The sequence below is a fragment of the Oikeobacillus pervagus genome (assembly GCF_030813365.1).
Classification (GTDB): Bacteria; Bacillota; Bacilli; order Bacillales; family DSM-23947; genus Oikeobacillus; species Oikeobacillus pervagus.
Genome location: NZ_JAUSUC010000003.1, coordinates 72318 through 96014 on the forward strand (window position 1 = coordinate 72318; position 23697 = coordinate 96014).

The following is a 23697-nucleotide window of genomic DNA, read 5'->3' on the forward strand; positions in this document are numbered from 1 at the left end:
CAGCTGTCTTGCATGCTCCACACCGCTTTACATTTGTTGATTAACCATCAAGCAGTCGTAACCGTCGTTCCTAAAATTCGGTCAAGTTCTATTTGTAAAGATTCCACTCCAACCCGTTGAACATATTCATAAAATGTTTCCTTTGGTTGTTTCGTATCTCGGAAGTATTCTAAAAATTGCTTTAACACATTGGGCAAATGTTCTCCTGCGATTTTCCCTTTCAATTTATGATTGATTTCCCCATTATTTAATAAGGTTCCTCCTACATATATTTCAAAAGCTTGCACCATTTTTTTCTCTTTATTTCGCATCAATACTCCTTGCAGTCCGAGGTCAGCAATTTGTCTTTGTCCGCATGAGTTCGGGCAACCTGTCATATGCATCCGTACTGGCACATCAATCGATAATTCCTGATCTAAAAACAGGGCGATTCGCTTCATCCGTTCTTTTGTTTCAGTTAAGGCTAGATTGCAAAACTCGGTTCCTGTACAAGAGACCGCATACCCTGTAAATTGTGGAGGCTTAAGCGGATATTTTTCAAATAGTTTTTCATTTAACAATGCTTCAATGTTTTCAGTTGGAACATTGGCAATAATAATATTTTGGGTTCCGCAAGTACGTACCTCTCCATCCCCATATAACTTAGCGACACGTGCTAGTTCCAATACGTCATCTGCATGAAGACGGCCAAGCGGAATATTGATTCCAACATAATGCAACCCCGCTTGTTTTTGCGGATATACTCCGTAAAAATAACCCGCATTCCAGCCATTTGTTAAATCTTCCCCCGCTCCTTCCAGCGGACCTGTATATTTCAGTAACGTATCTTTAAATTTTTCTACACCCCAGTCCTCAACAAGAAACTTTAAGCGTGCACGATGGCGTTTTTCGCGATAACCAAAATCTCGGAAAATGGTCGTCACACCCTTAGCCACCTCTAATACTTGTTCAGGTAAAATAAAAATGTCCACAAGTTGAGCAAGCTTTGGTGCAGACGATAATCCTCCCCCAACTTTTAAATGAAACCCCACTTTTCGTTCTCCCTTTATCACTTTTGCTGCTGGAATAAAGGCACAGTCATTAATTTCTGCATTGCCCGCATTATAGATATTGGCATTGATCGACATCTTAAATTTCCGTGGCAAATTGGAGAAGTCCTCATTGTTTTGGAAAAAATCACTTACTTGTTTGACAATCGGTCGTGTATCCAGTACTTCATCACGGTCAATCCCTGCTAGAGGGTTACCGATAATATTTCTTGGAATATCCCCACATGCCCCCGTCGTTGAAAGACCCACATGTGAGAGTCGATGAAAAATATCTGGAATGTTTTCAATGGTAAGCCAATGAAATTGGATTGCTTGTCGCGTTGTAATATCAAAAATACTACGGCCATAATCCTTTGAAATTTGTGCTAAAGTGACGAGTTGGTCGAAAGATAGTATTCCTGTAGGCACTTTCACTCTCATCATGAAATAGCCATCCTTTTTCGGGCGTTGCAAGTATAAACCCGCCCACTTAAAGGAATCCCATTCTTCTTTCGGAATAGATGAAAACCCATTTTCCGCATAGTATGGAATGTCCTTTAAGACTTCCAAGCCATCTTTTTCAAGCTTTTTTAGTTCGGTTTTATTTAATTTTGGGTCATTAGCCCAAATTTTTTCATAAGCCATTTGCCTTCCTCCTTAAATCCAGTTTTTCTCCTTTAGATAATGAATGAGCCGATCGACACATTCTTCTACTGAAAAACGGGCGGTTTCTAACACAATTTCAGGTTGTGTTGGCGCTTCATATGGAGATGAAATTCCTGTAAAATGAGGAATTTCTCCGGTCCTTGCCTTTTTATATAAGCCTTTTGGATCCCTAGCCTCACATTCGTTAATCGGACAATCGACAAACACTTCAACGAACTCATCCTCTTTTAAAAGCGAACGTACTGATTCTCGATCTTCTCGAAATGGGGAGATAAAGGCGGTAAGGACGAACTGGCCACTATCCACAAATAATTTGGAGACCTCGCCAATTCGACGAATATTTTCTTTGCGATCTTCCTCTGTAAAACCTAAATCTTTATTTAAACCGTGGCGGATATTATCCCCATCTAGTACATACGTTTGAAATCCATCCTTAAATAGCCTCTCAGCAACAGCATTTGCAATGGTTGATTTTCCAGATCCCGAAAGCCCCGTAAACCATAAAACAGCACTATGTTGCTGATTTTTTTCGCGGCGATCCGCTTTAGTTAGGGACTGTTGATGCCATACGATATTTTGGGCCAATTCATTTCTCTCCTTTATCCAAATGGGGGTGTGGTGTCTCACATCCCCATCGTTTTATGTTCATCTCGTGTTATGAATGAATTTTCGCTTTCTTTCTTAACCCGTTAATCAGTACTTCCACGACCTCTTTTCGGCTAAATGTACTTGGTGGAAGTTCACCATTTTTCAACATTTCTCTTACCTTTGTCCCTGATAGGATGACACGATCCTCTATATCATGTGGGCATGTTTTCGTTGAGGCTATGTTTCCGCATTTTGTGCAATAAAAACTATGTTCAAAGAATAGGAGAGTGATGCCGATCTCATCTTTCGTAAATTGAGAAAAAATCTGTTGGGCATCATATGTTCCGTAATAATTGCCGACACCTGCATGGTCTCTCCCAACTATAAAATGGGTGCAACCATAATTTTTACGAACGAGCGCATGGAAGATGGCTTCTCTTGGTCCCGCATAACGCATGGCCGCAGGGAAAACGGCTAGGAAAACACGATCTTGTGGATAGTAATTTTTCAGCAACACTTGATAACTTTCCATCCGAATATCCGCTGGAATATCATCTTTTTTCGTTTCACCAACAAGTGGATTTAAAAGTAATCCGTCTACAATCTCCAGAGCAGTTTTTTGAATATACTCATGGGCACGATGAACAGGGTTTCTCGTTTGGAAACCAACGATCGTTTTCCACCCTTTTTCTTCGAAGATTTTTCTTGTTTCACTTGGATCGTAATAGAATGAACTAAATTGATCTCGCTCGATTCTTTTGATTAATGTGATAGGACCCCCAATATAAACCTCCCCGCGATCGTACAGTTTTTTCACTCCTGGATGGGCGGTTTCAACTGTTTTATATACATTCAATGCTTCAATTGTTTTATCAGGTTCATATATATCTGAAATTGTAATAATTCCGTAAGTAACCCCTTCATATGTTAGCTTTGCCGTATCCCCAATCGAAAGTTCCTCTGCTTTTTCAGAAGAAACAGGCAATGTAATTGGGATACTCCACACAGCTCCTGATGATAATCGTAAATGATGGACAACTTGTTCATAATCTTGCTGATTGAAAAATCCTTGAATCGGACTGTATGCACCTGTTCCAATGAGTTCTAAATCACTGAGAGCTGTTAAATCTAATACAATTTCCTTTTCAATTTGATCTGTGTTCACGTCTGGTTGGTAGGCATTGACTAAATAACCGCCATGTGGCTGAATAGCTGTCATGGTAATTCCTCCTTAATATACTTTTCATATCATTTTACTATGAATTAGATTAAAAAAATAATTATCCTTCGTGTAGCCCGCATTCAATCTTTTGTGTTCCAGACCATCTTCCGGATCGCAAATCATCTAAATTGAAAGCAGGGGATGTACATGGAGCACACCCAATACTAGGATAGCCTTTGTCATGTAATTCATTATATGGAAGATCATGTTTATGAACATATCTCCATATATCTTTCCAAGTCCAATGGATCAGTGGACAAACTTTAATTTTTTGAAATTTATCATCCCGATTAAAATAATTAGTATGTCTTCTCGTTTCAGATTGATCCCTTCTTAATCCGGAAATCCATGCTATTGCAGGTTCAAGTGCTTTTCTTAGTGGGATGATCTTTCTCATTTCACAGCATTTATTCGGATCGGTTTTCCAAAGCTCATCGCCGAATGTTGCAGCTTGCTCTTGTAAAGAAAGCTCTGGCTGCTGCATTCGGATTTGCAAGGACGGATACCGTTTTTTTACCTTATCAATTAAATCATAGGTTTCCTGAAAATGAAGGTTCGTATCTAAGAAAACAATGGTCGCTGTTGGGTTCACCTTTGAAATGAAGTCGATTAACACAATCCCTTCAATTCCAAAACTACAAGCATAAACCAATTTCTCTTTATACTGATCATAAGCCCATGTGAGAACAGCCAATGCGCCACGATCAGCAGTCGTTTCATCCACTTCTATTCCTTCCCACTCATCCCAGGTTTCATAAGTTAATGGTTTGTTCAAATGGATCCCTTCTCTCTACGTGAAAATTCCCGAAATGAGACAACAATAGAAAAAAGGCCGCTTTAACCGGAAGTACTGTTCGCACTTTTGGTTAAAACCGCCTCTAGTTGTCTAGTCAGCGTGTTATTCATTTCGTAGTTGAATTGTTTACTATTTTAAGCAGTTCGTGTATGAAAGTCAATGGTATTTCTGTACTTTTCCTAGTTTTTTTATAGGAATTTGCAGATTTTGATTTTTCCTATTTTAAATCATGGGGTGGAAACTTCTTTTCGTCCTTTCTCTTCTCCGCTTAATCATGATATTTATGATGAGGTTGAAAAGAATAGCCTTTATATAATAGCAAGGAGACTCTGTTCCTTTTCGCCCCTATTGGGAATTGAACATACGTTCGTACCCCTCGATTTATACGCTATTTTTTTCAATATTTCTTTAACTTTCCTCCCATTTTGTCTCTTTTAATTGCCATTTCCCTTGTTCGTAACTCCATTTAGAAATGACAGTACCGATTCCATCCGCATGATAAGCTCCACTCACTTGTTGATAGGCTTCTAATCCATTTCCCTCGTTCATTTTTACTGGTTTCATAAGAGCGATTGGCAAAACCATCAATTCAGTTGGTTCATTGAGTTTTCCATTGGGCAAATAAATTCCTAGCCTTAAGTAATCCTGCTTTCGATCTTGAAGATCGACAATAATAGGAGATGCCATGCCGGGGATTTGGATCTTTCCTTTAAAATTCGGTTCAAAACTTGATTCAATCGCTAAAGAATCTGGTAACCCAATGTCCTTAAGTTTTTGATCTTTCAATGTATGAAGGGCATAGTTGTAAAAACCACCGCTTCCACCTGTCGCACTTGAATAAAATAAATCTTTGACACCATCATGATTTAAGTCAACAAATTGAATTTCAGGTTCAAATCCTCCTTCATATTCTATGATGACTTTTTTAGGTGGAATCCCATCAATTTCGGCCCACACATGTTTATAAAAATGAGAATCAGGTTCAAAACGCTTCCCTTTTAATTCGATGATCTCTTTTTGACCATCGCCTGTTACATCTTCTTCATATGTTGCGATCGTCTCCACATTGTTTTTGTTTTCATGGGCATTCACTGCTATTTTTTGATTCACAGAAAAAATGATCAGGCCTGCTAAAAATAGAATGATCATTCGCTTTTTCATCAACTATCGCCTCCTTCTCATATTTTCCCCTTAAAAGGAAAAAATATGAGAAAATCGGAAAACAAAAAGAGGCTAACCCATAATCGTTAGCTTCTAAATAGATTTAGGATTGCGGACGGGAATCCTCTACCTCTTTAGAGTAGAGATGAGAGTACGCTTTTGTCGAAATCCCCTTGTGGGATGGCAAGACAAAACATGATATACTACTTACAAGAACGAGTGTTCTTTGAAAACTGCATTATATGGGGTTGTGGTGAAGAAAGAACAGTCACCACGTAAAATAATGCCTGTCATGTGGGAAAGACCCACTCATTTGAAACCATTGCAAGGTTCGGAATGAACCTTCGTGGAGGGCAGGTCGATAGACCGCCCGATGAAGCGAGAAGCTCAGTCAATTCATTGACGGGTAGTTCACGATTGTTTATTCGTTGCAGGTTTCTTTTCCCAACCTTCAAGTTCCCCTAGTCCTTCAATTGAATCGGCATAAAATACCGGGTCTTTTCCTTTTTTACGTTGAATTCGATAATCTTTTAAAGCGGCCATCGCAATTTTATATAACATAGCGATAGCAATTAAGTTAATGAAGGCCATCATTGCCATAAATAGATCCGCTAAATTCCAGACAAGACTAATTTTAGCGACTGAACCAAAATAGACCATCCCAATCACGGCAAGTCGATAAATAAACATCATCGTTTTCGAGTTCTTAATAAATTCAATATTTGTTTCCCCATAATAATAGTTTCCAATGACAGAACTAAAGGCAAATAAGAAAATCGCTATCCCGACGAATAATCCTGCCCAATCCCCAACATGCACTGATAAAGCTGATTGGGTTAATTCAATGGATTCTAATCCACCTGTATATTGATTGGACAAAAGGATAATAAAAGCAGTCGCTGAACAAATGATAATTGTATCCGTAAAGACCCCAAGTGTCTGGATTAATCCTTGTTTTACTGGGTGAGAAACAGAAGCAGTTGCCGCTGCGTTTGGTGCTGATCCCATCCCAGCTTCATTGGAAAATAAGCCCCGCTTAATTCCATTCATGATGGCCGCTCCGAGACCACCCCCTACTACTTGCTCCATCCCAAATGCACCTTTAACTATTAGAGCGATCATATGAGGGATTTCTTGAATATTCACGATTAAAATATAGAGAGCTAATAAAATATAAATAATCGCCATGAATGGGACCAAAATTTGCGTCACATTGGCAATTCGTTTTAGACCACCGAAAATAATCGCGGCCGTTAAGATCGCTAGAACGAGACCAATCATCCATGTTTTAATATCTAAACTATTGCTTAGGGCCACCGAAATGGTGTTGGATTGTACAGAGTTAAAAATTAACCCATACGTAATCGTAATGGTAACGGCAAAGATAATCCCCATCCATCGTTTGTTCAATCCTTTTTCCATATAATACGCTGGACCACCACGGAAACCGTCACGATCTTTCACTTTATAAATTTGCGCTAATGTACTCTCGATAAAGCTGGAAGCCGCACCAATAAAGGCAATTAGCCACATCCAAAAAACAGCACCTGGTCCGCCGACAGCAATTGCCGTTGCTACTCCGGCCAAATTTCCTGTCCCTACACGGGAAGCCGTACTAATCGTAAATGCTTGGAATGAGGATACTCCTTTTTTCCCTTCTGGTGAAATGGTCGCTTTATCAAAAAGAACCCGGAACATTTCCCCTAAATAACGAAACTGGACAAAATTCGTTTTAATAGAAAAGAACAGACCTAATATTAATAATAAAGCAATCATTAAATACGTATATAGATAATTATTCACATGAACTACCGTCTGATCCACCAGATCTAATATTTCTTGCATGTTATTCCCCCTCTTGTAAAGTTAATTTCCTATCTTCAGATTTTAATATATAAAGAATAATATTCTAATAAATATGAATACTTATTTTATTATAAAAAATGTCTCTTTATATAATAGATTACTTACCAAGTAATTATTATACCTTTCTTTATCTAATTTAGTAAACATGTTCTTTTTAAATTATATGATGAATAAATATTTTTTTAATATAATAAAACAAAAAGGATGGTCCTAAAAGTAAAGACATACGTACCTTTTTAGAACCATCCTTATGTAAAAAAACTTCTCGATATTATACAAGCACTAAAGTTTTTCTTATATAATCATTTGTTGCCTCGAAAGGTCATTCGACAGGAGGCATTACTTTCCATACATCGGAGACTTCTCCATTCTCTTTTTCATCTATGATAAAGGAACCATTTGAGTAGCGGTCGTTAGGACGTAATTGGGAGATCTCCACTATCTCGATTTCCCCTTTTTCAGATTGAACAGCTAGTTGATCTCCATTTTTCACCAACTCAATTTTCATGATGCGGTGTGGATGACTTTTTAATTCCCTCAACATCACAAGTCCTCGTTTTGCTCGTGAAGTTTTTTCAAATTCATCTAGCTTCATTTTTTTAACCGCTCCACGTTGGGTAGCTAAAAAGAGGTATGGGGTTTCATTCTTTGGAAAGACCTTTCCGCTTACAATTCTGTCCCCTTCTTTTAAATTCATCCCTTTGACACCTGCTGCTCGGGGTCCTACAATATTCACTTCTTCCTCAGAAAACCAAAGCCCATAGCCAAAATGAGTCGCCAAAAAGAGATCATGAAGTCCATCCGTTAAATGAATATCTATCACTTCATCCTCTTCTTTTAAATTGATTGCGACAAGTGGTCGTGAGTAACGCTGAGCTTTAAATTGAGCGAGCTCTGATCGTTTCGTCATGCCATTTTTCGTAATAAATAATATATATTTCGGTTCAGCAAAATCCTTAACTGGTATCGCCGTTAAAATTTGCTCTTCCCGATCAATCGAAATGATATTCGCAATATGTTGCCCCAAATCCTTCCAACGGATATCAGGAAGTTCATGGACAGGGAGATACAAATAGCTCCCTTTATTCGTAAATAATAATAAAACATCGGTTGTATTCAATTCATACTGCGCAAGAATTCGATCTGATTCCTTCATAGCTAAATCCTGTCCATTGGATGCAGTATAAGAGCGAAGGCTTGTTCGTTTGATATAGCCATCTTTTGTGATCGTAACCATCACGTCTTCACTTGGAATCAACACTTCTAAGTTAATTTTAATTTCTTCAATCTTCTCCTCAATTTTCGTCCGGCGATCATCTGCATATTTTTTCTTGATGTCTCTTAACTCTTTTTTTACGACATTTAGAAGTTTCCGTTCACTTTCTAATATAGCGGTTAAATCCTCGATTCGTTTGGCCAGTTCCTCCGCTTCTTTCCGCAAAGCCGTAATATCCGTATTCGTAAGCCGATAAAGCTGTAACGAAACGATCGCTTCGGCTTGTTCTTCTGTAAACTCATATTCCACCTTTAAATTGTCTTTGGCATTCCGCTTATCTTTTGAAGCTCGAATCGTCGCAATGACTTCATCTAGAATCGATAAAGCTTTCATCAATCCTTCGACAATATGTTGACGCTCTTTTGCTTTATTTAATTCAAAACGGGAACGATTAGTCACTACTTCCTTTTGATGATGGATATAGGAATCAAGTAAACTCGTCAGCCCCATAAGCTCTGGGCGACGATTATGAATGGCCACCATATTAAAGTTATAAGCGACTTGAAGATCAGAATTTTTATAAAGATAATTTAATACACTTTCTGCATCGATGTCTTTTTTTAATTCAATGACAATTCTTAAGCCCGTACGATCGGTCTCATCCCTTACTTCAGAAATGCCATCAACTTTCCGGTCTACACGAAATTCATCGATTTTTTTAACCAAATTCGCTTTATTCACTTCATATGGGATTTCGGTAATGACAATTTGTTGACGGCCTCCCCGTACATCTTCAATTTCCGCTTTTCCCCGAACGATAATTCGGCCTTTTCCTGTTTTATAGGCCTTCTTAATGCCCTCGATCCCTTGAATAATTCCTCCTGTTGGAAAATCAGGGCCTTTAATAACGGTCATTAGTTCTTCTACCGTACATTTTGGACGGTCAATTCGCATCATGACACCATCGATAACTTCTCCTAAATGATGGGGGGGGATTTCAGTTGCATATCCCGCAGAAATTCCTGTGGATCCGTTGACCAAAAGGTTCGGAAATCTCGCTGGAAGTACGGTTGGTTCATTCGCTGTATCATCAAAATTGGGTACAAAACCAACCGTTTGTTTTTCAATATCACGAAGCAATTCGGATGCGATGGCCGAAAGACGAGCCTCTGTATAACGCATCGCTGCAGGTGGATCCCCATCAATGCTTCCGTTATTCCCATGCATTTCAATTAATAATTTTCTTAATTTCCATTCTTGACTCATTCGGACCATGGCATCATAAACCGAAGTATCCCCGTGTGGATGATAGTTCCCGATGACATTTCCCACGGTTTTGGCTGATTTTCGGAATCCCTTTTCAAAAGTGTTTCCATCTACATGCATGGCATATAATATTCTTCTTTGCACTGGTTTTAACCCATCCCGTGCATCTGGAAGAGCCCGTTCTTGAATAATGTATTTACTATACCGTCCAAAACGGTCTCCTAATACCTCTTCTAAAGGCATATCTTGAAAACGTTCACTCGTTGACATCCTTTGCTTTCCCACCTTCCAAGATCGTCACATGCTCATTATCTAAAATGCTTCCATCCTCTTCTAAACCGAAAGCGACATTATTTTCAATCCATTTTCTACGGGGTTCCACTTTATCTCCCATAAGTGTTGTCACTCGACGTTCTGCTCTTGCGGCATCGTCGATTCGAACTCGGATAAGGGTACGTGATTCCGGATTCATCGTCGTTTCCCATAGTTGATCTGCGTTCATTTCTCCAAGACCTTTATAACGTTGGATGATATACCCTTTTCCAATTTTTTTGATGGCACCTTGGAGTTCTTCATCTGTCCAAGCATATTCTATTACTTCTTTTTTGCCCGTTCCTTTGCTCACTTTATACAAAGGTGGAAGAGCAATATAGACATTGCCTGCTTCGATTAATGGTTTCATGTAGCGGTAGAAGAAGGTGAGCAATAATACTTGAATATGAGCTCCGTCTGTATCAGCATCGGTCATAATGACAACTTTGTCATAGTTAATGTCGTCAATATTAAATTCTGGGCCTACTCCCGCACCAATCGCATGAATGATCGTGTTGATTTCTTCATTTTTAAAAATATCTTGAAGTTTTGCCTTTTCGGTATTGATCACCTTACCGCGCAGTGGGAGTATCGCTTGAAAGCGCCGATCTCTTCCTTGTTTTGCTGAACCACCTGCCGAATCTCCCTCTACTAAATAGAGTTCATTTTTATTTGGATTTCGAGATTGTGCAGGGGTTAGTTTGCCTGAAAGAATCGTTTCAGATTTTTTTCGTTTCTTCCCGTTTCTAGCATCCTCCCGCGCTCTTCTGGCAGCATCGCGTGCTTGAGCTGCTTTCATCGATTTCTTAATAAGTAAGGAGCTGATATCGGGGTTTTCTTCTAAGAAATAAGACAAATGTTCACTGACAACCGCATCCACTGCGGATCGCGCTTCACTTGTCCCTAATTTTCCTTTTGTTTGACCTTCAAATTGCAATAATTCTTCAGGAATTCGGACCGATATAATCGCGGATAATCCTTCACGAACATCTGTTCCTTCTAAGTTTTTATCGCGCTCTTTTAGTAAATTGACCTTTCTAGCATAATCATTGAAGACGCGTGTCATCGCACTTTTCGCTCCGGCCTCATGAGTTCCTCCGTCTTTCGTCCGCACATTATTCACGAATGATAATATGTTCTCAGAGAATCCATCATTAAATTGAAAGGCAAATTCCACTTCAATTCCATTGTTTTCGCCTTCCATAAAGGCAACTGGATGTAGGTAATCTTTTTCCTCATTTAAGTATTCAACAAACGCTTGAATGCCATTTTCGTAACAGAATTCATCCTGTTGATCTTGACGTTCATCATATATTTCGATTTTTAAACCTTTTAGAAGAAAAGCAGATTCACGTAGCCGCTCACAAAGAATATCATAATTATACTTTGTCGTACTAAATAGGCTTTCATCCGGTTTAAAATGAATTTTCGTTCCAGTTTTCTTCGTCTTTCCAATCTTTTCAAGCGTCGTTTCTGGTTTCCCACCATGGTGGAAACGCTGTTCATATATGTAACCGTCCCGGCTAATCGTCACAATCAGCCATTCGGACAAAGCATTCACTACAGAAGCACCTACACCGTGTAAACCACCACTTGTTTTATACCCTCCTTGCCCAAATTTTCCGCCAGCATGAAGGATTGTCAATATAATTTCAGGTGTCGGTTTTCCTAACTTATGCATTCCCGTTGGCATTCCCCGGCCTTCATCTTCCACACTAATGGAATTATCTTTATGAATCCTAACCTTAATGACATTTCCATATCCTGAGAGTGCCTCATCGACAGCATTATCTACAATTTCATATACAAGATGATGAAGACCTTTCGTATCGGTTGAACCAATATACATTCCGGGTCGTTTTCTTACCGCTTCTAGACCCTCTAATACTTGGATCGCATCATCATTGTATTCTGTTATTTTTTTATTATTCGCCACAAGCATTCCCCTTTCAAAACAGATCCCCAACAAGTAGAGATCCAAAAACGAACAAATGTTCCTTAAGACCAAGCATAACACTTTCTTTATGTTTTGTCATGATTCGATCGTGATATTCTTCATTCTTACCTGAAAAAATATCCATATTGATTTTACACGATAAAGGCTATTTCGCCTATTCTATTCAATCATACGAAAAAAAAGCAAAAGGGTTCCAATTCAGAAAAAAACAAGCGAAAGAAAATCCGCTTGTTATCTTCCTTGTTTATTTTGTCAAGGCATGTTCCACTTTTATACACCGATCCATCACGACGGTGTACCCTTTTTCATTTAAATATTGATAAGCTTCTTCATTCGCCACACCCTGTTGTGCCCAAAAAACAGGGCAATCAATCTCAGCAAATTCTCTTGCGATTTCAGGCAAGAATTCTGATCGTCTAAAAATATTCACGATGTCAATGGGTTCTGTAATTTCTTTCAAGGAAGCGACCGCTTGGACTCCTAGTACTTCCTTAACAGTCGGATTAACAGGAATGATCTCAAAACCAGCTTTTTGCATGGCCGCTGATATCTGATAAGAAGTGCGTTCTGGATTATTACTTAACCCCACTACTGCAATTCGTTTGGCTTTTTTTAGGATTTTTCCAAGTTCCTCTCTTGAAGGATTTTCAATCATACATATGCCTCCTAAGTAAATAGTACTATTACCATTTATTCTCGTTCCTTATCCTATTATCCTGCCTAAGGAAAAGAAAATCATGCTTCTTTCCGCTCTTTTGCCCGATTCATGCCGTCTTTCTTTGGGTTATAAAAATAGATCAGCCATTGCTCGACGATAATGGCCACAATCGTACCGAAAATAAGCCCATTATTCAAAACAGAAGTGACGATGACAGGCAGATCCTGAAAAGCGGAGGAAGGTAAGAACATCGCACCCACTCCGCTAAGAAAGGCAACCCCTGCGACGGTCCGCGATCTCTTAATGTCTTCTTCTTTATCTAATTCGGAAAAAGCGAGTCCAACCATTTTCGAAAAGATCACAAAGGTCACCGCATATCCAACAGGCGCTGGAATAGCCGATAATGTATTCATCACGGGTGGAATTAAACTGACGATCACAACAAATCCTGAACCTACAAGAAAAGGCCTGACCGAAAAGACTTTTGTTTGCATAACGAAGCCCGCTGAACCAGAAATCGGCACAGAACCTACCGCTGAAAAAGCCCCTGCCAACATTTGGTTTATTCCTGCCGTAAGTCCAGATGCACGGTATCGCCGTTTCGGTTCCACTTTCACCCACTTGGCTAATGTTTCTTCCATCACTCGAATGGAAGCTATCATATTGGCAATTAAAAGCAAGGTCGTAAACGCGGCGGTCACCATCGTCCCACTATCAAAAATAGGAGCACCAAACACAAATAATTGAGGGAGATGGATCCATTTTCCATTCGTATCAGGAATATGTGGAGCTAGTCCTAACAGTGCAAATAATCCCCAACCGACTGTAATGGAAATGATCACTGAATACTGGCGTACAAACGCAATTTTATGACTACCGAAATAAAAGGCCACGATCAACGTGATCATACTACTGATCATGACTGGGAGCTGAATCATTCCCCCTTCATTGGGTAGCCCCATCATGCCTTTCATAAATGAACCGCTCAATTGCAAAATCAATAGCATTAAATAAATAAATGTAATCGTTGGTGTGAATAGTTTGGATAATTTTTCAATCACTCCAAATGCTGCCAAAAGGATAAAAATCACACCGCTCATTAGCAACCCACCTTGTAAAGCTTGGAGTGACTCGGTTTCAGATGTATAGATGGTGCCGACAAAACCTGCATAAATCGCAAACACTCCCCACCATAAACCAGCTGGACCTTCACTAACAGGTAAACGGTGTCCAATGATTCCTTGTAAAATACCTGATAGACCAAGGATAAAAATAGTTCTTTGAACGAAATCAGCCGTATCCGTGGCATTTAAATGAAAAATACCTGCAATGGCAATGGGAGCGACGATGGAACTTGCCATCATAAAGGCCATCCATTGAATGGCCGATAATAAATTCTTCATGCTCTTCACCTGTTCCAAAATGTAAAAAATAGGTTATCTATTAGAAAGTTTCATTACATAGATTAAGATAAATCGAACAAACTAGCAACTATTTGGATTTTCTCTTCATCCTATTCTCTAACAATCCTTTGAAAAAAAACAGTTCATCTATAGCAATTAACCCCATGCTTTGTTGAAAACGGTTTTATTATCGAAAATTTTCACCATTTATCACTCTCTCGTGATAAAATAAGGTAAAACTTTCATTGTTAGTGGGAAAATCTCCTTCTACATTTAAAACTTTCGAGCATCTTTCTTTTTTGTGTAAACAGGTATATTCCGTTCAAAAGAATGAAAAGCTATAGTCTGAATAAAGGGGCAATGTCAATGGTATATGCAATAATTGGATTTTTGGCGTACATATTAGGTTCGATTCCATCAGGATTGATTGTCGGAAAAGTATTTTACAAGATCGATATTCGCGAACATGGGAGTGGGAATTTAGGTGGGACTAATTCCTTTCGAACTCTTGGAGTGAAGGCAGGCTTAGTCGTCACGATTGCCGATATTTTAAAAGGAACGGTGGCAACGGCACTCCCTTTTTGGTTTGGATCTGATTTTCACCCATTACTTGCCGGTTTACTTGCCGTCATCGGGCATATGTATCCAGTATTTGCCGGATTTCGCGGTGGGAAAGCGGTGGCAACTTCTGGAGGAGTGCTTTTAGCCTACAATCCTATTTTATTTCTGGTCCTCATTTCTTGCTTTTTCTTAAGCTTATATTTATCTAAAATGGTTTCCCTATCCTCCATAATCGCTGCCATTGTCGGTGTGATTTATTCCTTCTTTTATGGAGACAAACCATTGGTCATCGCAATTAGTTTACTTGCTTTTTTCGTTATTTACCGACATCGAGCCAATATTAAACGAATCATAAACAAAACAGAACCAAAAATAAAATGGATGTAAGACGGTAATCGGCCTTAGCCGGTTGCTCTTACATCCCAACTTCTATCACTCGAAAACATCTCCGCTTAAAAAATGATGTCACCTTCATCCGAAATCCTTGCTTTTACATAATGGCATGTACGATCAAAGTGGTGGCGACGTTTTCCTATTTGAATCATCGTATCGGCATAAACTGTTTTCATGGAGATCATTCCATCTTCATCTACTTTAATCTCTGTATGGACGCCAAATTCTGACCCGGCTTCCTCAGCTTCTACCAATTTTCCCGCCGTTACTTCACCGCCCTTAATAAAGCCTGCAACTTTTACTTTGCCTTTTGCTTTCACGACCGAATTATATAACCCTTGCCCTGTTACTTGTACATCTCCACTACTATATAATTGGCTATTGATTGCATAAGGAACGGTTAAAACTGTCGCTTCATCCCTTTGAACTGCATAGAATTCATACATTTGATCGATCTCTTTTAAGAGCTGTTCATATACCCGGACATCTGGTTGATGAATGGAATTCATGACTATACGATATAGGTGATTCCCTAGTCCTATCCATTCTTCTGATAAATGAGATTGTTTTTTAGTAATCTTTTGTACAAAGAGCTTTACACGCAAAGGAAAAGTTGGATATTTCTTTTCGATGAGAACATTGATTAATTGAGGATCACGAAGTTTCTTACGTTGCTCAGTTGTCATTTGCTTCAAGATCGCTTTTACAGATTGTAGAATTTCCTTCAAATCATTCCTAATTTCATTTAATTGATCAGTAAAATCCGCCACGATTGCATTCGAAGCTCCAGCAGAAATATCAGAAGAAAAAACGTTTTTAACAATAGTGAACGATTTTCCCGCTGAGGCAATTGCATTGGAAACAGTGCCATGAACCAAAATTTCTCCTTTCGCTTCTACTTCCATCGATTCTTCGATATTGCCTGCAATATTCAAATTTCCTTGGAATCGTATATTTCCACTGGATAGGTCGACATTCCCTTGATGGAAAAATTCATCATTCACTTCGATTTTTACAATATTTCCCCTACGATCTATATGAGGTTTTCCGTTTACAGTAGAATACACACGATCCCCTTTTACAGTTATCCCTTTCCCTGGAAGAATTGAAAACTCATGAACAGGTTTGGGCTTCAAAATCTCCCCTTTGACATTTTTCCCTGGACTTCCAGCTACAGATGGTTGAATCGTCGCAATCCATTGGCGTTCTTCAACATGTGGAATCCTTTTCACTTCTCGAAAATCAACTGAACCTTTTTCAGTCATTCTCGGTGATATATTCGTTGTTTCATAGGATACTAGAAAATCGATCTTCCCATCTGTTCCTTGTTGGACAGGTGTTCCAGTTGCAATGACCCATTCACCCTCCTCTCCTTGTTTGATCGCTTGTAAAATCGCGTTCTCATCGATTCCCTCCACAATATTTTGTTTATTCAATTCGTTCAAAATCATTGATACGGTTAAATCATTCAGTGAGAGTAGTTTTTCTTCAACATCTATGGTTAATGGCGAACGAGCCTCTGAATCCTTTGGTAAATAGATAATCTTTTTACCCGGTTTCACCTTTAAAAGCACTTTCATATTGTTTTCAACCAGTTGAATATGAAACTCACTCGCCATCTTGTTTTCGGTTAACTGGATTTCAATCCGGTCTTGACTAGTGATCTCTGTCTTTTCTGTTATTTTTTGACCATTGACAAAAATGGTCAGCTTTTCATTTGGAATAATGGAGGGGGAATGATTCTCATCACAAGAAAAGTAAATCTTTCCATTTTTTATCCATGCTTTACCAAGAGGTTGATTTGATTCTTCAAGGATATTTTCATTGTTCGTCTCACGATCTGTTTTGATGTATGAAGAATGCTCTTGATCCATGGTTTTTCCCTTTTTTGTAACTTGAACAATGGCTTTCTTTTGATGTAGACCAAACAAAGTCGAGCTATTTTTTCGTAATACTTCTATTTCCACCTGATCTCGACTCGCATGTAATTGTGTTAAGGCTTTCTCTATCGCTTCCTCTATCGTTTGTCCCTTTATAATGACAGCATTGTCCATATGGTTCACCCCTTTTTCATTATGATCGTTTTAGTACCTTTTGTCTATATATTCAAGATAAAATGCGATTTTTTATCATTCTTTTATCCTGCAAAAAATTTTACTCTTATATGTAAAAAGCCCCTTTCCAACGAAAAAATGCTGAAGAAGGAGCTAATTATTATTTATTCTTTATGAGATGAATCGTTTTATAACCTGATCGGTCTGTCGTAATATCTAAAGTCATTTGTTCAAAATGAGGTCGGTCTTGTTCATGAATAAGAATAGATAATTCCTTCCATTTTATGATTTCATCTTTTTGTAAATGGCTTCTCTTCCAGAGACAGCGCTAATTTAGCGCCACTTCAACCGGCCCCCATGGACAAACGAATATATAATTGTTCATCTTCTGTTATTTTTTCTTGATGAACGATATACGCTAACATTTCATAAGCTGAATCACTTAAACGAAACACTTGACTCTCTCCTTTCGCTTATATTTTTTCATTTCTAATCATTATGGTAAACTATGAGTAGAAATAATCATAGAGAATAAGTGAGGTGTCCCATCATGAACATCATCCTGTCCGATCGTGCTTTTCAATGGTTTAAAAATGAAATGGAAGCAAAAAAGGGAGATTTTATCCGTTTTTATGCAAGATATGGGGGGGCAAGCCCTTTACACGAAGCATTCTCATTAGGAGTAAATAAGGAAGAACCATTCGAAATCGGGACAAAACTTGAATATGAAGGAATTACTTTTTTTATTGAAGAAAATGATTTATGGTTTTTCGATGAACATGATTTACATGTCCAATATTGTGACAAATTAGATGAATTAGAATTTCATTATTTAAAAAATTAACAACCAATTCAATCAGGGGAGAATTCATTCCCCCCCTGATTGTTGGATCTGGCCGCAGAATTTACTTAAATGGGTGGTTAACCCCATTTCTTTTAAAATTTTTTCTTGCGTTGGACCTAGTAAATCGTAATGGGAATAACCGTCTTGACGGACATGGATCCATTCTTCTTTTAATCCGTAGTTTTTTCCCCAGCTTGCAAGCTTCACTAAATCTTGACATCCCACTTTTGTGACAGATCGAACATGTGGGAAACGTGGATCTTGCCAAAAATGAGTTAAAAATGCAATATGTCCATTGTCAATTTTCTGTTTCCACTGTTGTAACTCTATACGTTTTATTCCAAAAGCCATTTTCTACTACTCCATCGCCTTTAAATAGGCTTCATGCCAATCGGGGAAATATTTCCGCATAGCGACAGGACGAAATGAATCTTTTTTCGCACAAACATGTTGGGACGTACTCTGTATCGCGACATCCCCTTTTTCGGTTAATACTTCATACCCATATGTAACACGTAACCCGTCATATTCTTCAATCCAAGTTTTGATCACCGCTTTTTCCCCATATCTGACTGGTGATTTATAGCGAACTTGTACTTCAATAACGGGAGAAATAAACCCATCTTTCTCCATATCGGCATATCGATATCCTAAATCTTCAATCAATTGTGTGCGACCCAATTCCATCCAAATGATGTAATTAGCATGATAAACCACCCCCATCTGGTCGGTTTCAGCATAGCGCACCTGGATTTCCTTTTCGGATACTACCATATCTCCTCACCTCAAATTGTATATATACTTTTATCTTATCATAAAATAGAAGAAACCTTGTACAACCATGCTAAAAAAAGGTAATGGCTGCCCCTTTGGTGAGACAGCCATCCCTCTATTATTGTTTTCGATGTGGAGCTTCATCTTTGATTTCATTACGAAATGCTTCAATACTTTCGCGACGACGCTCATTTTTTGCTTCGATTTTAGCTTTTTGTTCGTCCGAGTCCGTTAGGGCCATCGACTCTTCTGCCGCCTCCATGTTTCCAATCGTGTTATGAATCATTTCTTGCAATTTTTCTGCATTATCGCTACGATCATCCGGTTTTGGTTTGCTTTCGTAGTTCATCATCCATCCCTCCATTGAAGTTTTTCATCGATGATTTTAAAGGAGCTATTCCCCTTTTGTTTGCATCACTTGTGCATGTTTACCAGATTTATCTTGCATTTGTTTTCCTTTATTCCCGCCTGCCGCACGGGGTTGTGTACCAATATGATTGGGATTAAATTTTCTAGCATCTCTTTTCGGATTACTCATTCAAATCACCCCTTCATAAGAAGTTTCTCCATTTTGAGGGGGATTTATGAGAAAAAAATTATTCGGCTTTTTCCATTCTCCGTCTTTCTAATCTTGCCTCTAAGCGCTCTTCTAACGCATCCATTGCCTGTTGATCCCGCAATAATGCTTGTTTATTTTCTTTTACTAATTCATGAAAAGATTTTTTCTTCATTTTCATAAAAAAATACCTCCCATTGTTTACTTTGAGTTTAGTATGCACAAATGAGAGGTATTTTACACTGAATTTTCTAATATTTTCGTGTATTTTGTGAAATGAAATAATATTTCTTGTCTGATTTCATTTGGTCGTCTTATCGGGATACACTTCCTGTAAAAACTGGACGGACTGGATGATCAATTCTTTCAGTATTTCAACGTTAATATCGGCTACTTTATTAATATAGACACATGCTTTTCCTGTCGTATGTTTCCCAAAATCCTTTAGTAATGGCTCTCGCTTTGTATCCCCGGTAGCAAAGTATAAACTAATTTTTGCTTTTCGAGGTGAAAAACCTACTAAAGGTGCATCCCCTTCATGGCCTGATGGATATTTATAATGATAAGAGCCAAATCCAATGATACTGGGTCCCCACATTTTCGCTTCATATCCAGTTGTTTCCGTAAAAATGTCTAATAATTGATAAGCATCTTCACGTTTTTTCGGATTTTCAACTTGTTCAATATACTCAATGACACTATGATCGGTTTCCTTTGTTTTTAAAATATACATACGCGTGAACCTATCTCCTTCGTATAAAAAATATCCAAACTACAGTAACACTTCTATATAAAGTTCAACTAACATTCAGTGGGGTTTTCTTCATCCCCCACTGACCGTTAGTTGAACTTATCGGATCTATAGGGGCAGTGATCCTTCACCTATCTTCTTTATTTCCAAATCGTTTTGAGGTGGAGGTTTTACTGCCCGTTAAGGTGGGGCCCTTCAAATGCGAAGTTTTTCAATAGATGATGATATAGAAAACCCGACGAATGTTCATCGAGGACATATCGTCGGGTTTTTGAAAAAATGATTCATTAAGCGTTAACTTGCTTAAATTTTCTGCGTAATACCATTTGTAAAATACCACCATGACGATAGTAGTCAACTTCAACATCTGAATCAAAGCGTACAAGTGCTTCAAATTCTGTCTTCTTACCATTTTCGTCAGTAGCTGTAACTTTCACGATATCACGTGGTTTTACGTTTTCGTCAATTTGAACTTCGATCGTTTCTTTACCGCTTAAGCCTAAAGTTTCAGCGTTTTCACCTTGTTTGAATTGAAGTGGTAATACACCCATCATGACAAGGTTAGAACGGTGAATACGTTCATAACTTTCAGCGATGACTGTTTTAATTCCAAGAAGGTTTGTTCCTTTTGCAGCCCAGTCACGAGATGATCCCATTCCGTAATCTTTTCCTGCAAGAACAGCTAAACCTGTACCATCTTGTTGATATTTCATACATGCATCGTAAATAGCCATTACTTCACCAGTTGGCCAGTAAGTTGTGTATCCACCTTCTGTTCCTGGTGCGATTTGATTACGAATACGGATGTTTGCAAATGTTCCACGCATCATAACTTCGTGGTTACCACGACGAGATCCGTAAGAGTTGAAGTCACGGATTTCAACACCTTTTGCACGTAAATATTTACCTGCTGGAGTATCTTTACCAATCGCTCCTGCTGGTGAAATATGGTCAGTTGTAACAGAATCACCAAATTTACCAACGACACGTAAGCCAGTAAGTGATTTGATTTCTCTAAGTTCTGCTGATAATCCTTCAAAGAATGGAGGATTTGCAATATAAGTAGAGTCCTCATCCCAAGTGTAAAGTGGGTCATTGTTTGTTTTGATTTCATTCCAACGAGCGTTATCTTCAAATACGCGCTCATATTCTTTACGGAATAATTCTGGTGTTACTGTACGTTTTACTACTTCGTTAATTTCTTCAGTTGTTGGCCAAATGTCTTTGAAGAATACATCTTGACCATCTTTTCCTTTACCGATCGGGTCATTTTGAAGATCAATATTCACAGTTCCAGCTAATGCATAAGCAACTACTAATGGTGGTGAAGCTAAGTAGTTTCCTTTTACTAGTGGATGGATACGACCTTCAAAGTTACGGTTACCAGAAAGAACAGAAGTAACTAATAGATCGGATTCAGAAATGGCTTTTTCAATTTCTGGTTTCAATGGACCAGAGTTACCGATACATGTTGTACAACCATATCCGACAGTATTAAATCCAATTTGGTCTAGGTAAGTTTGAAGTCCGGAATTTTGTAAGTAACCTGTAACAACCTTTGAACCAGGTGCTAGAGATGTTTTAACATATTTCGGTACTTCCATTCCTAATTCAACAGCTTTTTTCGCAACTAAACCAGCACCCACTAGTACATATGGGTTAGAAGTGTTTGTACAGGAAGTGATCGCTGCAATTCCAACAGCACCTGTTTTCATTTCCACTTCTTCTCCGTTTTCGAATTTCACTGTAGCTGTTTTGTTTAACTCATCAGATGATAATCCGAAACCTTGGTTTCCTTGAGGTGCATTGATTGCATCTACAAAGGATTGTTGCATTTTTGAAAGTGGAATTAAATCTTGTGGACGTTTTGGACCAGAAAGGTTTGGTTCAATTTCAGCAAGATTAATTTCTACTACATCTGTATAAACAGGATCTTCATTGTCAGGAGTAAAGAACATGTTATTTTCTTTTAAATATTGTTCTACAACTTGAACGTGTTCTTCGTCACGACCAGTTAAACGTAGGTATCCAAGAGATTCAGCGTCAACTGGGAAGAATCCACAAGTTGCTCCATATTCAGGTGCCATGTTAGCAATTGTTGCACGGTCTGCTAATGGAAGGCTAGATACTCCTGCTCCGAAGTACTCAACAAATTTACCTACAACGCCTCTTTGACGTAACACTTGAGTGACTTTAAGAGCTAAGTCTGTTGCAGTTGCTCCATTTGGAAGCTCTCCAGTTAATTTTACCCCGATTACTTCTGGAATTGGGAAATATGAAGGTTGACCAAGCATTCCTGCTTCAGCTTCGATACCACCAACACCCCATCCAAGAACACCGATTCCGTTGATCATCGTTGTATGAGAGTCTGTACCAACTAATGTATCTGGATATGTTTCAAGTTCACCATTTTCAGATTCAACTGCATGAACAACACTTGCTAGGTATTCCAAGTTTACTTGGTGAACGATACCTGTTGCTGGAGGAACAGCACGATAGTTATCGAATGCTTTAGTAGCCCAGCTTAAAAATTTATAACGCTCAGCATTACGTTCAAATTCTAAATCCATATTTCTTTGTAAAGCTTCTTGTGAACCGTATTGGTCAACTTGTACAGAGTGGTCAATAACTAGATCAACTGGAATTTCAGGGTTGATCATGTCTGCACTTCCACCCATATCTGCCATTGCTTTACGTAATGACGCTAAATCTACAACTGCAGGAACCCCTGTAAAGTCTTGTAAAATAACACGTGAAGGCTTGAATGGTACTTCTGCGTCTTTTACTGCATCAGAACCCCATTTAGCTAAATTTTCAACATGTTCTTTCGTAATGACACGACCGTCATATTGGCGAAGAACAGATTCAAGTAACACTTTAATGGAATATGGCAAGCGGGAAATATCTGCCACACCAGCTTCTTGAAGTGCTGATAACCGGTAATAGTTATAACGTTTGCCATTTAAATCAAAATGAGCACGGGCGTTAAACACATCGTTCTTTGTCATCCCGATTCCCCCTCTTTAATTAATAAATTATGTAGAATGATGTCAAAAAGCAAGAAACTTGGCTGATTCTTACTTTTCATACATTTACATATTAATATAAGCACATACATAAGTAAATAACAAGAATGTTATTGTTTATCATAAGATTTACTTATGAAAAAAAATTCAAGCGATCAGATGGTTGCTATCCTTCATTTTTTTCATTACAGCGTTGTAAATTCTCACGAAAAACCGTTGATATATGGGAGTTTTTGACGAATTTCCCTCATTTCCATTAACATATCATATATCTTTTAAACGATCTACTGAAAAAATAGATTCCATCAAAAAATTTTTATTACTTTATTTGTTGTTCAATGATTTCATTTCGTTCCCCACCATCAGATAATGCTTCTTGAAAACCCCTTTTTTCCTCTTTCTTATCTTCTATCAACTTAGAAGAACGAATAACAGATGAATGCATTTGATTGTTCGGGGCTGCTTCTTCATTCCATTTTCCCATTTGAACACATCCTTTCGTCCATAGTATTTGAAAACACGATAAAACGATACAACAAATTACGTTAACGAAAGTGATTTTCATATTTTTTTCAAATGGTGAAACAATAAGAAGAGGA

Annotated in this window: 21 protein-coding genes; 2 read left to right on the forward strand and 19 right to left on the reverse strand. The window is 38.3% G+C overall.

Annotated features, from left to right (window positions below; all coding sequences use genetic code 11):
• Positions 1–47 precede the first annotated feature (47 nt).
• The 10 genes from J2S13_RS02120 to J2S13_RS02165 form a co-directional block, all read right to left on the reverse strand.
• Complete coding sequence (locus tag J2S13_RS02120; RefSeq protein ID WP_307256035.1) at positions 48–1673, reverse strand: nitrite/sulfite reductase; 1626 nt, start codon at positions 1671–1673, stop codon at positions 48–50.
• A 12-nt stretch (positions 1674–1685) separates the two neighbouring features.
• Positions 1686–2279: an adenylyl-sulfate kinase gene (cysC, locus tag J2S13_RS02125; protein ID WP_307256036.1), complete on the reverse strand. Its 594-nt coding sequence runs from the start codon at positions 2277–2279 to the stop codon at positions 1686–1688.
• Positions 2280–2349: 70 nt separating this feature from the next.
• Positions 2350–3501 carry a sulfate adenylyltransferase gene (sat, locus tag J2S13_RS02130; RefSeq protein ID WP_307256037.1) on the reverse strand — a complete coding sequence of 384 codons (1152 nt, stop codon included), beginning with the start codon at positions 3499–3501 and terminating at the stop codon, positions 2350–2352.
• A 61-nt stretch (positions 3502–3562) separates the two neighbouring features.
• On the reverse strand, positions 3563–4279 hold the full coding sequence (locus J2S13_RS02135) for a phosphoadenylyl-sulfate reductase (protein WP_370873931.1): 717 nt from the start codon (positions 4277–4279) through the stop codon (positions 3563–3565).
• 429 nt (positions 4280–4708) lie between these two features.
• Positions 4709–5461 carry a YybI family spore inner coat protein gene (locus tag J2S13_RS02140; RefSeq protein ID WP_307256038.1) on the reverse strand — a complete coding sequence of 251 codons (753 nt, stop codon included), beginning with the start codon at positions 5459–5461 and terminating at the stop codon, positions 4709–4711.
• A gap of 411 nt (positions 5462–5872) precedes the next feature.
• Complete coding sequence (locus J2S13_RS02145; RefSeq protein WP_307256039.1) at positions 5873–7306, reverse strand: alanine/glycine:cation symporter family protein; 1434 nt, start codon at positions 7304–7306, stop codon at positions 5873–5875.
• A gap of 343 nt (positions 7307–7649) precedes the next feature.
• A complete protein-coding gene (parC, locus tag J2S13_RS02150) occupies positions 7650–10079 on the reverse strand; it encodes a DNA topoisomerase IV subunit A (protein WP_307256040.1) in 2430 nt (809 codons plus the stop codon).
• Complete coding sequence (parE, locus tag J2S13_RS02155) at positions 10066–12057, reverse strand: DNA topoisomerase IV subunit B (RefSeq protein WP_307256041.1); 1992 nt, start codon at positions 12055–12057, stop codon at positions 10066–10068. Before parE ends, parC begins: the two co-directional genes overlap by 14 nt.
• A 265-nt stretch (positions 12058–12322) precedes the next feature.
• A complete protein-coding gene (locus tag J2S13_RS02160; RefSeq protein WP_307256042.1) occupies positions 12323–12733 on the reverse strand; it encodes a CoA-binding protein in 411 nt (136 codons plus the stop codon).
• Positions 12734–12813: 80 nt separating this feature from the next.
• The gene (locus tag J2S13_RS02165; protein ID WP_307256044.1) at positions 12814–14139 is read right to left on the reverse strand and encodes a purine/pyrimidine permease; all 1326 of its coding nucleotides are present in this window, start codon (positions 14137–14139) and stop codon (positions 12814–12816) included.
• Between the two features lie 366 nt (positions 14140–14505).
• On the opposite strand from J2S13_RS02165, the gene plsY reads away from it, so the two are divergent.
• A complete protein-coding gene (plsY, locus tag J2S13_RS02170; RefSeq protein WP_307256045.1) occupies positions 14506–15087 on the forward strand; it encodes a glycerol-3-phosphate 1-O-acyltransferase PlsY in 582 nt (193 codons plus the stop codon).
• A 65-nt stretch (positions 15088–15152) separates the two neighbouring features.
• Here plsY and J2S13_RS02175 read toward each other — a convergent pair whose 3' ends face one another.
• Positions 15153–17147 carry a FapA family protein gene (locus J2S13_RS02175; protein WP_307256046.1) on the reverse strand — a complete coding sequence of 665 codons (1995 nt, stop codon included), beginning with the start codon at positions 17145–17147 and terminating at the stop codon, positions 15153–15155.
• Between the two features lie 550 nt (positions 17148–17697).
• Here J2S13_RS02175 and J2S13_RS02180 point away from each other — a divergent pair.
• Complete coding sequence (locus J2S13_RS02180; protein ID WP_307256047.1) at positions 17698–17991, forward strand: HesB/YadR/YfhF family protein; 294 nt, start codon at positions 17698–17700, stop codon at positions 17989–17991.
• A gap of 24 nt (positions 17992–18015) precedes the next feature.
• Here the strand turns inward: J2S13_RS02180 and J2S13_RS02185 are convergent, their stop codons facing one another.
• The 8 genes from J2S13_RS02185 to J2S13_RS02220 all read right to left on the reverse strand — a co-directional run bounded on the left by J2S13_RS02185 (position 18016) and on the right by J2S13_RS02220 (position 23582).
• On the reverse strand, positions 18016–18342 hold the full coding sequence (locus J2S13_RS02185; RefSeq protein WP_307256048.1) for a hypothetical protein: 327 nt from the start codon (positions 18340–18342) through the stop codon (positions 18016–18018).
• A gap of 6 nt (positions 18343–18348) precedes the next feature.
• Positions 18349–18765 (reverse strand): acyl-CoA thioesterase, encoded by a 417-nt coding sequence (locus tag J2S13_RS02190; RefSeq protein WP_307256049.1) that lies wholly within the window; start codon positions 18763–18765, stop codon positions 18349–18351.
• A 118-nt stretch (positions 18766–18883) separates the two neighbouring features.
• Positions 18884–19117, reverse strand: coding sequence for a small acid-soluble spore protein Tlp (gene tlp, locus J2S13_RS02195; RefSeq protein WP_307256050.1), 234 nt, complete (start codon positions 19115–19117; stop codon positions 18884–18886).
• Positions 19118–19159: 42 nt separating this feature from the next.
• A complete protein-coding gene (locus tag J2S13_RS02200) occupies positions 19160–19303 on the reverse strand; it encodes an acid-soluble spore protein N (RefSeq protein WP_307256051.1) in 144 nt (47 codons plus the stop codon).
• A 58-nt stretch (positions 19304–19361) separates the two neighbouring features.
• On the reverse strand, positions 19362–19502 hold the full coding sequence (locus J2S13_RS02205) for an FbpB family small basic protein (protein ID WP_307256052.1): 141 nt from the start codon (positions 19500–19502) through the stop codon (positions 19362–19364).
• A 120-nt stretch (positions 19503–19622) separates the two neighbouring features.
• Positions 19623–20054, reverse strand: a complete 432-nt coding sequence (locus tag J2S13_RS02210) for a DUF1801 domain-containing protein (protein WP_307256053.1) — start codon at positions 20052–20054, stop codon at positions 19623–19625.
• Positions 20055–20359: 305 nt separating this feature from the next.
• Positions 20360–23080, reverse strand: a complete 2721-nt coding sequence (acnA, locus tag J2S13_RS02215; RefSeq protein ID WP_307256055.1) for an aconitate hydratase AcnA — start codon at positions 23078–23080, stop codon at positions 20360–20362.
• Positions 23081–23417: 337 nt separating this feature from the next.
• On the reverse strand, positions 23418–23582 hold the full coding sequence (locus J2S13_RS02220; protein WP_307256056.1) for a hypothetical protein: 165 nt from the start codon (positions 23580–23582) through the stop codon (positions 23418–23420).
• Positions 23583–23697: the final 115 nt, after the last annotated feature.

Excerpts from the sequence above, each read along its gene's own strand:
- J2S13_RS02120 (WP_307256035.1), bottom strand. The coding sequence starts at position 1,673 with ATGGCTTATGAAAAAATTTGGGCTAATGACCCAAAATTAAATAAAACC.
- sat (WP_307256037.1), bottom strand. The coding sequence starts at position 3,501 with ATGACAGCTATTCAGCCACATGGCGGTTATTTAGTCAATGCCTACCAA.
- J2S13_RS02140 (WP_307256038.1), bottom strand. The coding sequence starts at position 5,461 with ATGAAAAAGCGAATGATCATTCTATTTTTAGCAGGCCTGATCATTTTT.
- J2S13_RS02145 (WP_307256039.1), bottom strand. The coding sequence starts at position 7,306 with ATGCAAGAAATATTAGATCTGGTGGATCAGACGGTAGTTCATGTGAAT.
- parC (WP_307256040.1), bottom strand. The coding sequence starts at position 10,079 with ATGTCAACGAGTGAACGTTTTCAAGATATGCCTTTAGAAGAGGTATTA.
- J2S13_RS02160 (WP_307256042.1), bottom strand. The coding sequence starts at position 12,733 with ATGATTGAAAATCCTTCAAGAGAGGAACTTGGAAAAATCCTAAAAAAA.
- J2S13_RS02165 (WP_307256044.1), bottom strand. The coding sequence starts at position 14,139 with ATGAAGAATTTATTATCGGCCATTCAATGGATGGCCTTTATGATGGCA.
- plsY (WP_307256045.1), top strand. The coding sequence starts at position 14,506 with ATGGTATATGCAATAATTGGATTTTTGGCGTACATATTAGGTTCGATT.
- J2S13_RS02175 (WP_307256046.1), bottom strand. The coding sequence starts at position 17,147 with ATGGACAATGCTGTCATTATAAAGGGACAAACGATAGAGGAAGCGATA.
- J2S13_RS02180 (WP_307256047.1), top strand. The coding sequence starts at position 17,698 with ATGAACATCATCCTGTCCGATCGTGCTTTTCAATGGTTTAAAAATGAA.
- J2S13_RS02185 (WP_307256048.1), bottom strand. The coding sequence starts at position 18,342 with ATGGCTTTTGGAATAAAACGTATAGAGTTACAACAGTGGAAACAGAAA.
- J2S13_RS02190 (WP_307256049.1), bottom strand. The coding sequence starts at position 18,765 with ATGGTAGTATCCGAAAAGGAAATCCAGGTGCGCTATGCTGAAACCGAC.
- tlp (WP_307256050.1), bottom strand. The coding sequence starts at position 19,117 with ATGATGAACTACGAAAGCAAACCAAAACCGGATGATCGTAGCGATAAT.
- J2S13_RS02200 (WP_307256051.1), bottom strand. The coding sequence starts at position 19,303 with ATGAGTAATCCGAAAAGAGATGCTAGAAAATTTAATCCCAATCATATT.
- J2S13_RS02205 (WP_307256052.1), bottom strand. The coding sequence starts at position 19,502 with ATGAAAATGAAGAAAAAATCTTTTCATGAATTAGTAAAAGAAAATAAA.
- J2S13_RS02210 (WP_307256053.1), bottom strand. The coding sequence starts at position 20,054 with ATGTATATTTTAAAAACAAAGGAAACCGATCATAGTGTCATTGAGTAT.
- acnA (WP_307256055.1), bottom strand. The coding sequence starts at position 23,080 with ATGACAAAGAACGATGTGTTTAACGCCCGTGCTCATTTTGATTTAAAT.
- J2S13_RS02220 (WP_307256056.1), bottom strand. The coding sequence starts at position 23,582 with ATGGGAAAATGGAATGAAGAAGCAGCCCCGAACAATCAAATGCATTCA.